This is a genomic window from Nocardiopsis sp. iso_25, from assembly GCF_056173305.1.
Map to the genome: position 1 here is coordinate 2,301,027 of NZ_CM149667.1, position 15,458 is coordinate 2,316,484.

1 protein-coding gene is annotated in these 15,458 nt (G+C 71.6%); it reads right to left on the reverse strand.

Annotated elements, in window-relative coordinates:
• Positions 1–50: 50 nt before the first annotated feature.
• Entirely contained in the window at positions 51–15,362 is a 15,312-nt protein-coding gene (locus AC0VX6_RS10005; RefSeq protein WP_475468294.1) for an ADP-ribosyltransferase, read from the reverse strand.
• Positions 15,363–15,458: the final 96 nt, after the last annotated feature.

Genomic DNA, 15,458 nt, shown 5'->3' on the forward strand with positions numbered 1-15,458 from the left:
CGCTGGGTGCTGGTGTTGCCGAAGAGGTTTCGGGAGGTGTTGCCGCTGCCTCAGGCGGGGCGCGGGGGAGCGCTGGCGGGCGGCTGGTTGTCGCCCTGGCCGTCGTTGTTGCGGCCGGGTGGGTTGTTCCACGGTCCGCCGTTGTCACCGGTCACGGGGAAGGCCGGGAAGTCGGTCACCGAACTGGGCAGCGGCTGTTCGAAGTCGGACTCGGGGTTGAGCAGTCCCAGGAAGTCGGCGGGGAAGGGCTTGGTACCGAGGGCCTCGGGGAAGCCGTTCTCCTTGTCCGAAAACTTCGGGTCCACGGAGCTGGAGGGGGAGCCGTCCTCGTTGCGCAGCGGTCGGACCTGCGGTTCGTCGGACACCGAGCCGCGGGGCCGCTGTACCGGTGTGTCGGGGACGTCGTGCAGGGGCAGGTCGCCGGCGCTGTCGTAGCCGTCCGAGTCGGTGTCGGGACGGGCCGGGCTCCCCCCGCGGCTGTGGTTCGTGCCGCCCTGTCGGCCTCCATGCGGGGAGCGGTCCTCCGTCCCCTGCTTCCCGCGGTCCTTCCCCCCGGAACCGCCCGGGTCCCCGGAACGGTCACCCTCACCGGTCCTGCCACTGCCACTGCTGCCGCCCTGCTCGCCTCCGCCTCCGGAGCGGTCCTGGCCGGAGCCTCCGTTGCCGCCGGTCCGGTCTCCGCCCCTCCCCCCGGAGCCGTCCTTGTCGGGACCGCCGTCGTCTTCCCCGTCCTTGCGCTGGTCCTTGGTGTCGGTGGGGGCGTCCTCGACCTCCTCCTCGGTGTCCTTCTCCTCCTCCTTCTCGTCCTGCGTATGCCCGGGGTCCTTCGCCGTCTCCCCGTCCCCGGGCTCGGGCTGCTGCAGGGACGGGTCGGGCTCGGTCACCGCGGGCGCAGTCTCGGGCGTCGGGGTCTCGTGGCCCCCGTCGTCGTTGGCGGCCGGTACGGGCCCGGCGGTCGTCTCCTGGCCGGAGGGGGTGTGCGTGGTGTCCTGCGCGGAGCGGTCGCCTCCGCTGTCCGCGGGACCGTTCAACTCCTGGTCGAAGAACGCGAACAGGTCGGGGGCCGGGGGAGCCTGTTCCGTCGGGGGCGCGGTCCCCTCCTGCCGGGAGGTGTCCGTGCGGTCCCTGGGCAGGGTGGGGGAGCCCTCTTCGTTCTGGTCCGGGGGCAGAAGCCGGGGTCGGGTATCGGGGGTCTCCTCGGGGACCGGCCGGGTCGGTCGCGCGGTCGACTCATCCTGCGGTCGGCCGTCGCGGTTCGGAGGAGCCTCGGCCGGGGCGGGGGAGCGCTGGTCTTCGCGGCTGTCTGTCGGGTTCGTGCCGGGTGGGGACGGTTCGTTTCCGTCGGCGGGGGGCGGGCTCGTGGACATCAGCCGGGCAAGCTGGATCTGCATCCTCCTGATGTCGTCCGAGTCCAGGAAGGACTCCTCCGAGTGGGTCTCCTCGTCCCGTTGGGTGTCCGTGCCGTGGTCGGGGCGGTCCTCCGGCTGGTGGGGGGAGCGTTGCCCTGTCTGGTCGGCGTCGACCGGGGAGAGTCCGTCGTCCTCCAGGAGGGGCGGGCCCAGTCTCCGGTTGAGGTGCCATCGTGCCGCGCGCTCGCGTTGGTCCCGGTCCCAAGTCGACGCCTCCGGGTAGAGCCTGTCGAGCAGGCGGACGTGAGGGGTCTCCTCCTGGTCGCTGTTCTCGTACAGGCTCTCCGAACTGTCCCTCGTGTGCGTGTCGGCGGGGTCTTCGGCGCGCTCCGGAGCGGGCGTGCGGTGCGTCTCCGTCTGGTCGGGTGAGCGCTGGTCCGTTCGGACGTCGGTCGGGTCGGTGCCGTGCGGGGGCAGCCCGCCTTCGTTCGCCGAGGGCAGCGGTCGGCCGTTCGCCAGGTCCTCGAAGTACCGGTTCCACTCCTCCGGCGACCTCGGGATCTGGTGGATCCCCAACAGACCGTCGATCCCCGGTACGTGGATGGGGCCTTTCTCGTCCAGGCGGGTCCGCTCCTCCTCGTCCGGAGGTACCGGGCTCTCCGCAGGATGGATGTTGAAGTCCGAACCGAGCGCGTCCAGCAGGCTCGGCTCGGTGCCGCGCTGTCCGGTGTTCCGTTCGGGTGCCCGGTTGTTCTCCTCCGCTGGCCGGTTGTTCTCCCCGGGCGGCCGGTTGTTCCGCTCGGGCAGCTCGATGGCAGCGGGGTCGACCGCGGGGTCGTCCACGAGTCCCGGGGTGTTGCGCTGCGGGGGCGGGGGAGGCGGCGGCTCCTCCTGGATGGTGTCGAGGAAGGGGGCGCTCACGGTCCGCGGCCGGGGTGCGGGCAGGGACGAGGGATCGTCCAGGTTGCCGCGAAGTTCCCGGAGCGCCGTCTCCCAGTCGCGCAGTGCCGTGTTGAAGTCCGCCAACCGGTCCTCGTAGGTGGACTCCAGGTCGGCGTAGCGCTGCTGGACCCGCGGGTCGTCGGGGGAGGCCATCCGGTCGGAGGCCGCGGCGTCCAGCGGCAGGCGGGCGTTGAGGTAGGCCTTCTCCGCGTCGCCGAGCGTCTTCTGGAGGTTGGTGAAGCGCTCGGTCAGGGGCGTGATCCGGGCGGCGTTGTCGGGGGTGATCAAGCCCAGCTTCACCGCGTCGCCGTGGGAGACCCACGTGGTGATCTTGGTGGGGGTCTCACCCCGCTGCCACCGGGCGGGCCGGGACGGCTGCGGGGCGGGGGCGCTCCGGTCGCCGAACACGCCGCGCACCTTGGCCGCGGTGTACCTGCCCGCGGCCGCGGTCCTGTCCCCCACATAGCGCGCCGAGCGCTTGTACCAGGGGCCGCGCATTTCGGACCTGACGCCGACGCCCCAGGTGGTGTCGATCTCCATCAGGTAGGCGGGGCCGGTGCGGACGCGGTCGGAGTGGGGCGGCTCCTTCGGCTTGCTCCCCCGCGCGGTGTCGCCCCCGGACGTGGACGATCCGGTGGCGTTGGCCGAGCCGTAGTGGATGGCCGTCGTCGGCGGTCCCGTTCCGGTGCGTCCCGAGGGGCGTGCGTCTACCCCCATGGTCGCCGTGGACGACTCGTTGTGGAACGGGGAGAACGTCCTGCTCGACTCCGAGGAGTCGGTCAGCCGCACGCTCGGGTTGAAGTCGATGATGCGCGCCGTCTCCGGCCGGGGCACGGCACGCACGCTCCACGTGGTCCGGCCCATCTCGATCATCTCGGTGCCCGACTCCGCGTTGGCCTGGGGGAAGAGGGCCTTGAGGGAGATCGCGTTGAGGGACTGGTCGATGGCGTTGTTGCGGGAGTTGAGACCCAGCTTGTTCGCTGTGTACTCGGCCGCCTGTGTGATGGCCTGCGGGGTGTAGCGCCCGTCTCTGACGGAGTTCGCGGGCGGGTTCCAGCCCAGCGACTTGGCCGCGACGACGTGCATGAGGTCGCGGACGTCCTTGCCGTTGTTCTCGACGGCCACGGGCATGACCACGCCGTCCCTGAAGTCTCCCCTGGACCCGGGGTCCGTGGCCCGCGACCAGTTGCGCATCATGTCGGACAGCGAGGCGTGGTGGTCGTGGGAGGGGTTCTCCGGAGGGGGCGGCTGGTTGTCCGCGTGCCGACCGCCGCCGGGCGGTCTGGTGTCGGCGCCGCCCGTGGTCCTGCTGGTGGTGTCGCCCGCGGTGGTGGTTCCGCCGTCGGTCGGCCTGGTGGTGGCTGTGCCGTTGTCGTCGTCGGTCCTATCGGTGGCGGGCCGGGTGGTGTCGGTTCCGCCCGGGTCGTCGGTTCTGTTGTCGGTTGGCCTGGTGGTGTCGGTTCCGCCCGGGGTGTCCGTCCGGTTGCCGGTCGGTCTTGTGGTGCCGGTTCCGTCGGTAGTGTTTTCCGTCCCCGACAGGTCGAGGTAGGGGGTCGGGTACAGCGCCTCCACCCGGCCCGAGTCGCCCGTACCGGTGAAGTCCCGGCGTCCGCCCGAGCCGGGGGTCTCCCTCGTCAGGGAGTTGGCCACACCCTGCTTGTCGGAGATGTGCAGGTCGAGCGTGAGCCGCGTGCCCGACGACACCCGCGCGTAGGGCGTCTCCATGGTCAGCCCGATGGAGCGCTTGTCCGTGTCCCGGTTGATCTGGCCGTCGCCGTGCGCGTTCATCCCGGAGCCGTCGCCGTACACGCCCATCAGGTAGGGGGTGCTCGACGGGGTGGTGCCCCCGGGCTGGTCGCCCCCCGGACGGGGCAGTTGGGGCAGGAGCGCTCCTTGTGCCCCCGCGGACGTGGAGCTCTCCCCGCCCTGCTGGAGCCGGTCCCCGTCATCCCACTCCTGGCGCTGCCGGTACTCCGTCTTGCCGCCCAGGTACTTGACCTCCGTGTCACCCCTGTCGAGCCGCAGGTTCACGGTGGCGTCCAGGGACAGCGGAGCGGTGGTCGGCGCGTTGAGATCGCCGATCGAGTGGTCGATGGACCGGATCTTCACCGCTACCGGCGTTCCGGTGTTGGGGTTGAGCCCAGTGTGGGAGTTGAGGGTGTGCAGGATGCTTTCCCGGCTGTCCTTGGTCAGCTCCCATCCCTGTGAGGCCAGGTCGTCGGCGAGGTTCTGGAGGGCCTCGTCCGGGTTGGCGGGCCGGACCATCTTGCCGGAGTCCTCGAACCCCGGACGCGGTCTCACGCCCGCGGGCCGGTCGGGCTCGGGTTGCGGGGAGCGGATCAGCCCGTCGTCGGTCTCCTCGACCTTGTCCTGGACCAGGCCCGACTGGTGGGCGTCGCGGATGTGGACCAGCCCGGTGACCAGGTCGCGGACGTGGGCCTGCCAGCCCCGGTAGCGCGCGGCGCGGGGAATCGTCGGCCCGATGCTCCAGTGCTTGACGAACTCCACCGCCTGCGTCACGCGCCCCGAGGCGGAGAAGGAGTACGACATCGGGATCTTGGGGTGGAACTCCACCGTCTCGGAGAACTTCGACGTGGGCCTGGTGTTGGTGTAACGGTCGAACAGGCTCTTGCCCGCGGACGGGCCGAGTTGGATCAGGGGAGCACCCGCGGAGTTGGGCGCGGGCTCGGTGCCGCCCGCGGGCTGCTCGGCTGGCTGGATGGGGTTGGGGTTGTACCTGCCTCCGCCCGTGGCCAGGAGGGTCACGTCGGTCCTCTTGCCCTCCCTGGTGAACACCTCCAGGGTGTTCTTGTCCTTCCAGACGATCGCGCCGTCGGACTGCTCGAAGCGGTCGACCGAGTCGATGTCGAACTGGGTGGCCGTCGTCGCGCGGACGTCGTGCGGGGAGAGCAGGCCGCCGCTCATCTCGGTACGCGTGCGTGCGCCGCCGGAGGACTGCAACGCCGGGTTCCCCGCGAGGTTCTCCGGTGAGAGGGCGTTCTCGTAGAACTGCCTGCTGCCCTGGCCCCGGACCAGGAAGTGCCGCAGCTTGCGCTCGAAACCGAACTTGCCGGGGGTGCGCTGGACGCCCTCACGCCCCTCCCACGGCGGAACGGAGGAGAAGTTCTCGTAGGAGGCGTCGAGCAGGCTGCCCGTCCGGTTGTCATCGTCGGTGGTGAACCGGGTGTTGACGTGTTCGACGGTGGGGCCCAGGTCGCGGATCAGTTCGGCCCGGCGCTGTTCCGGGGTGCGGAGGTCGGGGGTGCTCCTGGTGGTGTCCTGCTGTCCGGTGGTGTTGTTCCCCGTGGTGTCCTGTTGCTCGGCGGTGTCGGTGTTGTTCTCCGACCGTGGGGCGGGGTTGACGGGAGGTGCGCCGTCGCCCCGCGGTCCGTCGCCGGTCGTCTCCTGCTGACCGTTCGCCGGTGCGGGAGTCCGTCCGGCTGGAGGCTGCCTGTCCGGCCCTCCGCCGAACCACCTCTTGACCGTCCCGGTCACGTCGCGCCGCTTGCGGACGCTGTCCGGTGCCGGTGCCGTGTGGCCGTCGATCATCTCCTTGGCCTGGTCGACCGGGATCGGCCGGATCCGGGTGGCCTGTGGGGCGGTGCCGTCCCGGCCGCCGCCTTCCCCGTTGGGGACCGACCTGGCCGTGTCCATCGTGGCCAGGGCCTGGATCGGGGCGTCGAGCAGGTCGTGCCCGCGCTCGCTCAGCGGCCTATCGCCGCCCAGGACCATGCCCAGGTCGTCGTTCTCGTAGAGCTTCGCCGAGAAACGGACCGTGGAGTTCCAGACGCTGGAGTCCTCCGCGTACTGGATGATCTCCTCGCTCTGGGTCTTGACGCCCAGGCCCTGGCCGCCGCCCTTGGTGCTGTTCAGCTGGCCGGAGACCGAGAAAACGCCGCCGTCGCTCGGGTTGTCGGCCGCGTCGACGGTGTCGATCCGGCGGACGTAGGCGCCAGTGGTGACCCGGGCCGTCTTACGCGTCTGCGAGCCGTCCGCGGTACTGCGCTCAGACGAGCCCGAGTACTCGCCTCCGGTGCCCCTCGTGGTCTCCCCTACGTGTCTGAGCGCGGAGAAGTCCGCGGTGACGCGTACCGCTACGAACGGGGGACGCAGCACGTCCTTGCCCGGTTTGAAGAGCGCGCTGGGGTCGAACCTCCCCGAGTCGATCAGGTGGATGGGCTGGCCGTGCAGCGTCAGGTCGTCCTCACCGCTCTTGAACACGGACGCGGAGATGGCGTCCATGACCCTGTGCGTGTTGAAGACGGCGACGTCGTGGTCACGCCGGAAGGGGCGGTGCTCGCGCGTGGAACCGGTGAACGGGCTCGTGGTCTCGTGGCCGGGTCGCCGCGCGAAGTTCTTCGAGTCGCGCGCCAGCTCGGGCAGGACCAGGCCGGGCCGCTTGTCGGCCAGGCCGGTCAGCACCTCGTGCGCGATCTGCTGGTAGATACTGCGCTGCTGCCCGTTGACGTCGCGGTACTGGCTGCCGTCGGGCCAGGTGAAGTCGCGGGGCACGGACCCGTGGAAGGTGACCGGCTGGTCCTGGTCCAGGTTGGGACGAGGGGGTCGGGGGCCCTCGGGCCGCTCGTTCTGGGCGCGCTGTTCCCCCGGAGGTTGTTGCGCGGGGGGCTGTTCCCCGGGCTGTTGTTCCACGGGGGGCTGTTCCGCGGGCGGTCGTGCCCTGTCCTGTCCGTTCCCCCGCTGCTGGTCCTGTCCCTCGGGCCGGACGTTCCCGTCACCGGTGTCCCCGCCCTGCTCGTTCCCGGGCCGCTGGTTCCCGGTGGTGTTGGGTGCCGTCTCGTGGGTGTCCACCACCGGCGGTGCCGTCGTGTTCCCCTCGGTCCGGACGGGAGCGGGGGGCACGGGCACCTTGTCCGAGGGCTCGTCCCCGTTCAGGATGCGGGCCTCCTGGACGGTGAGGATCTCGACCGTGTCGCCTTGGAAGCGGTACACGTTGTCGGGCTCGCCGTCGAAGTGCACGTAGTAGTTGCGCTGGACGTCGTAGGCGGACGACTCGGTCTTGCCGTAGTTCATCCTGTTGGCCGCCCCCGACGACAACCGCGTGCTCTCGTCGATTCCCCGGCCCCGCAGGCCCCCCTCCACGGACAGCGCGTCGGCGCGCACCATGTGGGTGCCGCCCGGTGTTCCGACGTCGACGCTCACTCCGGCGCCCAGGCTCCCGCCGAGGAAGTCGCTGTGGCGGAGCGAGGTTCCGATCGTACGTTCGGACTCGTTGCCCTTGATGTACTTCGCGGGCTGGATGGTGTGGGGCTTGGCCTCGTAGGAGGTGGGCACCGACTGGACGCTCACCAGGCGGGGTGTGCCCGAGGGGTCGTTGACGGTGAAGACCGCGGGTGCCGAGGACATCTTCGGCAGGTTGTTGCGGACGGACTTCTCCGAGAAGACCTCACCGATCTGGTCGCGGAAGGCGTCCAGCTTCTCCTGCCTGCGCTTCTCGACGAACCCAGGCGTCACCGTGTCGACCACGGACCTCCACCATCCGCGGTCCCGCTCGGGGGACCAGAGGTGGTCGGCGATCCAGTCGGGGAAGGACTTGTCGGAGGACCCGTCGCTCAGGCGGATGTCGCCCACCGACACGGGGTGCCCCTTGTCCGCGTGCGGGCCCGCGGGCCTGGCGTCGTCGTCCCGGCCGCGCTGGTGGTCCTGGGTCGCGAAGGGGTCGCGCAGGCGGATCGTCTGCGGACCGGCGTTGGCCACGACCTCGCCCGGAAGGACCAGGAGCACTCCGTTGGGGGACTCGGCCCGGGCGTTCACGGCCCGGTCGGCCGGGGGGTCGTTGGCCGGGGCCTCGTTGTTCGCCGGAGCATCGCCGTCCGCAGGGGGGTTGCCGTCCGCCGGCGTGTCGTTGTTCGTCGGGGTGTTGCCGTTCGCGGGGGCGTCGTCGTCCGCGGGTCCGTTGTCGCGGTCGGTCCCGTCCTCCGATCGGGGAAGGGGGGTCAGGTCGAAGGACATGGTCAGGTCGGAGGCGTAGACCGCGGGTTTGCCCTTGATCTCGTAGCTGGTGTAGCTGTCGTGGACGCTGGCCGTCGTCTCAGCGGTCTGCCGTTGGCGCGTTCCGCCCGAGAAGCTGACGGTGAAGCGGGGACCGATGTCGGTTCCGCTCACTGTGCCGAGGAGCAGCGGGGAGACCTGGAACCCCAGTCCGACGAACTTGGTGCCGCCGTGGTTGCCGCCGCCCTCGGCCGGGTTGGCCTCCCCGGCCTCGTCCACCAGCTTCAGTTCGGTGGACTCCGATCCCCGCTCCGGCTGTGTGGGCGCGTGGTGGAAGCCGTCGCCGGAGGAGTTCAGCCGCAGGTCCGCCCGCCATCTGGAGCCGTCCGCTCCGGTGACCGTCGTGGAGAACCCCTCCGGTCGGAAGAACACGCCCGTCTGCCTGCGGGCCTGCTCGTCGATCCGCTCCCTGACCGCGTCGCGCGCCGCGGTGTCAACGTGTCCGGCGTCGTTGGTGAGGGTGTCGTTCACGAACGAACGCAGGTGCTCGGCGTGGACCATACTGGAGTTGACCAGGCTGGACGTCAGCAGGTAGCCGATGTCGTAGGGGGCCTCTGCCCGATCCGGTGTCACGGAGCCCGGGTAGTTCCGGGTCGGGGGTCCCTCCCGTTGCCGTGTGTTGCCGGTGTCGGGCTGTGGGCGTTCCGTCTCCGTGGTGGTGTTCTCCTGCGGGGGTGGCGGAGGCGGCTGTTCCGTGTCTGCGGGGTCCGTGGTGACGTTGGTGTCGACGGGGGTTTCCGCCGTTTCCACGTCGTGGTCCTCGGTCTGGACGGGTTCGGCGGGCGGGGGCGGTGGGGGAGGGGTGTTCTCCTCGTGGTCTTCGGTCTCGGTCCGCGTCTCCTCCGCGGCCACGGGCCTCTCGGTCTCGGTCGGCGCGGGTTCGGCGGGAGGGGACGGCGGAGGTTGTTGCGTGTCCTCGGTGCGTGTGATGTCTGTGGTGGTGCGGGGGGTCTCCTGCTGGGGCGGTGGAGGGGGCGTGCGTTCCGCCTCCTCGGTGTGCGTGGTGTCTGTGGTGGTGCCGGTGTTCTCCTGCTGGGACAGCGGAGGCTGCGCCGTGTCCACGGTGTGCGTGGTGACGTCGGTGTTCTCCCGCGGTGGCGGCGGAGGCTGCTCCGTACCCGTGACGTCCACCGTCTCGACGGGCCCTGCGGTGGTGTCGTGCTCGTGCTGCGGGGACGGCGGGGGTGTGTGCTCCGTGTCCGTGACGCCGGTGTCGACGGGCCGCACCGACGGCTCCGGTTCGGTGCCGCCGTTCTCGGTCGGAGCGGGCGGGGGAGGCGCGCCCTCCTCGTGTTCTCCGCTCCTGGTCCGCGCCTCCTCCGTGGGCACGCGCGTCTCGGCCTCGGGCGGCGCGGGCGGGCGCACCGCCTCCTCCGTCGTCTCCACGGTCCCGGTAGCCGGCGGGTCCTGCGGTGTCTCCTGTTCGCGCGAGACGCCGGTCTCGGCAGGAGCGGCCCCGGTGGTCTCGTCGTCCGTGTCCGGCTCGGGCGCCTCCGCCGGGGCCGGCTCCGTGTCGCCGGTACCGGTCAGCGCCAGACCGCGGGCGAGGGAGTCGAGGTCGGCGCCGCTCATCCCGGTGCCGTCCCCGTCCGGGTCCCGTACCTCTCCGGCGATGTCGGTCACGGCGAAGGCCAAGGGATTGTTGGAGCCGACCTGGTCGGAGAGCCCCAACATGTTCATGCGCATGTTCAGTCTCGTGCGCGCCGCGGAGTCCGGGGAGGCCAGGTCGGCGATGGATCGCGCCCGGTCGAGGGCGGCCGTCGTCGCGTCGGCGTCGCCTCGGGCCGCGGCCGCGTCGCTGAGCGCGATACCGACGGCGATGCTCGCGGCCACGTTGACGTTGCGGGTGAGGCTCTGGTGCCGGTCGGCCGCGTCCTCGGCGGCCGTGATCGCGGCGCGGCGCCGGGCGTCCGCCGTCTCGGCGGCCTCGCGCGCCTCCTCGACCCGGGTCTCGGCATCGTTGCCGGTGGTCCGTGCGGTGCGGGCGGCGGTGTCGGCGGCCTCGTATGCGATGCGGGAGGCGCGTTCGGCGTCGTCGCGCGCGGTGCCGGCGTCCGAAACCCGTGTGAGGGCTGTGTCGCGCTCCCGTGCGGCGTCGGTGATCCGGTCCGGGTCCTCCGGGCCCACCTCGGACGGCTCGGGGACCGCGTTCCGGGCCGCGGCCGCGTCGGCGGCACCGCGCGCTGCGATGCCCTCCGCGGCGGCGGCGAGGTCCGCGGCCAGGGCGACCGTGGCCGCGACCGCCTCCGGGGCGGTGTCGGCGATCTCCGAGGCCCGGTCCGCCAGCCGCTCGGCCCGGTCCCGCAACTGTTCGAGGCGGTCGATCGCCGCGGTCCGGCCGGGGCCGGCGGCATCCCGGAGAGTGGAGGTCAGGTCCGCGGTGAAGCGTTCCGCCGCCTCGCGTATCCCGGCCAGAGCCTCTGCCGTGTCGTCCGCGTCCAGGGCCCGGTCGATGCGGTCCAGTACCTCGCCCGTCCCGGCCGGGGGCTCCGCGGCGGGCCCGTCGTCGTGGGCGGGGGGCAGGATCTCGGCGTGGAAGAGGTAACCGCGCCCCCAGGGCTCGACCGCGGTGATCCGGTAGCGGGTCCCCCGGGGGAGGATCACCTCGCGCTCGCCGGGGTGTTGGCTCCGGTCGCCGACCCACAGACCCCGGGTGCCTTCCGGCACGGTCAGCCGCATCAGGTCGACGGGGGAGCCGCCCGCCGCGGACGGAACGTTACCGAGGGAGACCGAGAGGTACCCCTGTTCCACGTGCGTGGTCCCCGCGAGGGTGTGGGGATCGGTGCTGCCCCCGTCCAGCAGGTGCCGGTGGTGGTACATGCCGTGCACGGCCTCGAAACCCTCGGGGAAGGGCTGACTGGTGGCGCGGTCCAGGCGCCGGATCAACGCCAGGGCCTCCGGGGCGTCGGGGAAGTGCGCCGGTTCCCCGCCCAGGGCGAGGGATTCGGCGATCCGGCCCGCGCGTCCGGAGCGTTCGCGGAGGTTCTCCAGCGCCGCCTCCGGGTACGGGTTGTCGAGCACGCCTCGCACGATCCGCTCCTGCTCGGGACTCAGGCCGCCCCGCTCCACGGCTTCCTCCAGCCGTGCCAGGTCGGGCCACCGTCCGCCGCCGATCTCGTAGACCTGCCATCCGGGCTGGGACCGGCTCTCGTCCCGGGCCCGGTCCAGTTCGGCCTGCACCGTCGCCTCGTTCAACGGACGCATCCGAGCGAAGCGGTTCAGCCAGGAGGACCGGGTGTAGGAGGAGACCGCGTCCTGGGACGCGGTGGGGAGCGTGTCGAAGGCGTTGGGGTTGTAGCCGGGGTCGTGCAGGAGGTCGCCGTAGCGGTCGGTTTCGGCAACGGTCGGCAGTCGGCGGATCGTCCCGGATCCGGACGCGGCGGGGCCCTCGTTGTCCGTCGCTGTCCGGGGCGGTGTCGGCGGCTCCTCGGACCGTCCTTCCGGGGCCGGTGCGTCTTCGTCGCCGTCGACCAGCGCCGTGTTGACGGTCTTGACCGTGTCCGGTGCGCCGTAGGGGGAGGGTCCCCGGTCCGCGGGGTCCTGCATCGCGTACTGGACGTAGTCCGTCGTGAGCCGCCCGCCGGGCTGCCAGAGCCGGGCGCGGACCGGGTCGTGGCGGTCCTGGAGGTGGCGGCCGATGCCGCGGGCCAGGACCTCGGCGTCCCGGACGCGTTCGGCAGGGATGGACTCGCCGCTCAGCGGGACGCGCCTGTCGGAGGGGTCGGAGACGGTGTACACCAGTGCCTGCGCGAGCGTGCGCGCCTCGTGGATGGAGCGGTTCTCCGGGTCCGGACCTTCGACGGGTCGCAGATGCCTCCAGAACTCGGCGCCCAGCGCCCGGGCTCCGGGGATGTCGTTGTCCGCGAGGGCCCGGGTGAGTTCGGGCAGGCGGTCCAGGACCGACGCGGCGCGGGCGTCGGCGCGCGGGTCGATCCCGGAAGCGGTGGGGTCGGTGGGCGCCTTGCCGGGGGTGTCGGGTCCGCTGTCCGCCGCGCGGTCGGGTCCGGCGGCGGGCGGTGCCGGAGGCGCGTCCGTGGCCGTGCTCCGCGTGGGGACCGGCGTGCCCTCGGTCGTGTCGGGCGTCGTGGCCTCGGTGGCGGGCGGGGCGTCCTTGCGGCTCTCCTGGCCGTCCTGCTCCTGGTCGTCCTTCTCTTCGGCGGAGTCCTCCCCGTGCACGGACTCGGCGTCGTCCTCGCGGTCGCCGCCTTTGCCCTCCTCGCCGTCGGATCCGTCGCCCTTCTCCTCCCCGGAGCGGTCTCCGTCGCCCCGGTTACCGCCGTCTCCGGAGCGGTCGCCGCTCTCCTCTCCCGACCGCTCGTTCCCGTCGCCGGACCGGTCCCTCTCGCCGTCCCGGGAACGGTCTTCGTCGCGGGAGGTGTCCTCGTCGCGGCCCTCGGGCTGTTCGCCACCGCGTTCGGACGGGCTCTGCCCGGTGTCCTCCGTGTCCTGGGGCTGTCCGCTCTCGGTGACGTGGGACGCGGGAAGCGGGACGTCGGCCGGGGAGGGCGCGTCGGAGGTGGCCGGGGTGTGGGGGTTCGCCCGCTGTTCGTCCGTCGAGCCGTGGGGCTGCTCCTGCCCGGTGGTGTTCCCGGTGGTCTGGGTCTCCGGTGCGGGCGGGGGGTCTGTCGTGACGGTCTGGGGGTCGTCGCCGGTCGACGGTGGGGTGGACGGCTCGGGGGTGCGGGTGTCGTGGGTGCGTTGGGGTGAGCGTTCGCCGCTGTTGCGCTCGGTGGGTGTGGAGCGCTGGCCGCTGTCGGAGGGCGGGTTCTGCGGTGCGCTTGCGGGTGGCGGGGTGGTGTGGCCGGCTGGCGGTGCCACGGTGACGGGGGCGGGGGTGTGCTGCTGCTCTGGTGCGGGGGTGGAGCGGTCGGCTGTGTTCGTGCCGCCGTTGTTGCCCGGGTCGGGTGTGGTCTGCTCGACGCCGGGGGGCGTGTTCATCCCCGGGTTGTCGGGGGTGATGGCGTTGAGGAAGTTGACGGCGAGGGGGCCGTTGTTCATCCCGGGGTGGAAGAGGTCGTCGCTCGTGCCGGGGTGTTTGGTGTCGGTGGTACCGAGGGGGTCCTTGGCGGGGTCGGGGGTGGTGAGGGAACCGGGGAGTGGGGTGCGGGTGTCCTCGTCCTGGCGTACGCGGGCGTTGTCGTTGGTGTTCCAGCCGTGGTCGTCGGGGTCGCCGGACTCGCTGTCGGTGTCGCCGTAGTCGGAGCCGGTGTCGCTGACCAGGTCGGGGACGTCGTCGGTGTCGGAGACGTCGTCGCGGTTGCCGGTGCCGTTCGAGGCGGTGGCCGGAGGGCCGTCGCGGTCGGGTTGTCCGTCGCTGTCGCGGTCGGGACCGCTGTTGCCCTCGCGTCCGCCTCCGCGGTCCTCCCGGTCCGCCCCGCCCCGGTTCTCTCCGCTGGACCCGTCGTCCCACCGTTCGGATCCGCTTTCGAAGAGGGGTGAGCCGTTCCCGTTGCCGGGAGCTCCGGACCCTCTCCCGGCAGAGCTGTTGCTTTCGGTTTGGGGTGGTGGGAGTGGGGTGTGGTCTCTGTGGCTGAACAGGTCCAGGCCGTGCAGGGCGCTGTCGGTGGCGCCTTGTTGGATGCCTGCTTGGGAGGCGCCCGCGGTGGCCGACCACACCGAGGCTTCCCAGCCGCGTCCGTCCATGACGCTGCCCAGGCCTTCGCCGAGGTAGCCCTCCAGGGCTCCGGAGCCGATGGTGCCGCCGGTCTGCTGGGCGTAGGCGCCGGTGGTGGAGAAGTACTCGGCCAGGGGCCGGTTGAGGTTGACGGGCACGTCGGCCAGGTGGTCGCGCATGTGGGGGGGTAGGCGGTCACCGATGGTCTGGCGTAGCTGTTGTCCCAGGGCGGGGTTGTTCCAGTTGCGGGTGAGGGTGTTGGCGTAGTCGCGGCCCAGGTCGCGCGCCGCTTGGTGGCCGAGGTGGTCGCCGAAGTGGCGGGCGAAGAGGTCGGCGAACTCCTCGCGGGCGGCGGCGGCTTTGGCGGCGTTGTCGAAGGCGCCTGCGCCGATGGGGCTGCCGGGGTGGTAGGGGGCCAGGAGTTCTTCGTTGTGGCGGGTGAAGAGGGTGGCCAGGTCCTGGTTCAGGGACGGGGACGCCGGTGGCCCGCTGGTCGGGTCGTCCTTGGGTGTGGGTGTGTCGGGTCCCCGGTCGGGGTTGGTGGCGGGTGGGTCGTCTTTGACCGGTCCGGTGGGTGGGTCGTCCTTGACGGGGCCGGTGGGGGGGCCGTCGGGGCCCCCGTTGGGTGGTCCGGGGGGTGTGTCGGGGGTGTTGTTGAGGGGGCCGGGGGGTGGGGGTCCGCCGTCGGGGCCGGTGCGGGTCAGGGGTGGTGGGTCGGGGAGGCCGTTGAGGTCTTTGAGGCCGGTCTTGAGAAGGTTGACGAGGTTGTTGCCGAAGAGTGTGTCCAGGCCCAGGGCGGCGAAGGCGGAGATGAGGCCTTCGCCGATGGCGCCCAGGTGGGAGCTTTTGGTGAGTTCGCGGTCCTTGTTGTGGCGGGTGCCCTTACCGATCTGGATGCGTTGGATGATGCTGTCCATGCTGGCGAAGATCTGGCTGAGGATCTGGTGGCTGGGCACGGTGAAGGCGAGCCAGGTCAGGATGCGCCGCATGGCCAGGCTGCGGATGGCCTTGAAGACGGGGATCCACTTCAGCGAGGCGCCGAAGGTGAACTTGGCGGTGGCGATGGCCCAGGCGATCTCGACCAGGAGTTGGATGAACTGGCCGATGACCATCATGTGCATGTACTCGACGTTGGCGCGGGCCTTGAAGAGTTCGGTGGACATGACGGTGGAGTTGTCCTGGGCGGAGCCGACGTAGTTGTTCTCGCCCTTGGTGAACTGGTCCAGGGAGCGTTCGTAGTTGTCGGCGGTTTTGCCGTCGAAGTGGCGGCGGGCGTGGGAGCGGCTGAGGGCGAGGAGTTCTTCGAGGTGTTTGAGGCGTTGGGTGAGGCTGTTGTAGATCTCGGAGGCGTGGCCGAGTTGGTAGAGGCCGGCGCGGGGGACCTTGATGCCGGTGAGGACTTTGATGGCGTCGCGTGAGGAGTCGGACATGTTCGGGTCCAACGGCATGCGTACTCTCCCTCTGCCCCTGGTGCCGCTACGCGGCCACGAAGGTAACACCGGAGAATCCGCACGATTCGGTTTTTCCGTTCCCGGTGTGGAACG

Coding starts and splice junctions, on each gene's coding strand:
- AC0VX6_RS10005 (WP_475468294.1), bottom strand. CDS start 15,362: ATGCCGTTGGACCCGAACATGTCCGACTCCTCACGCGACGCCATCAAA.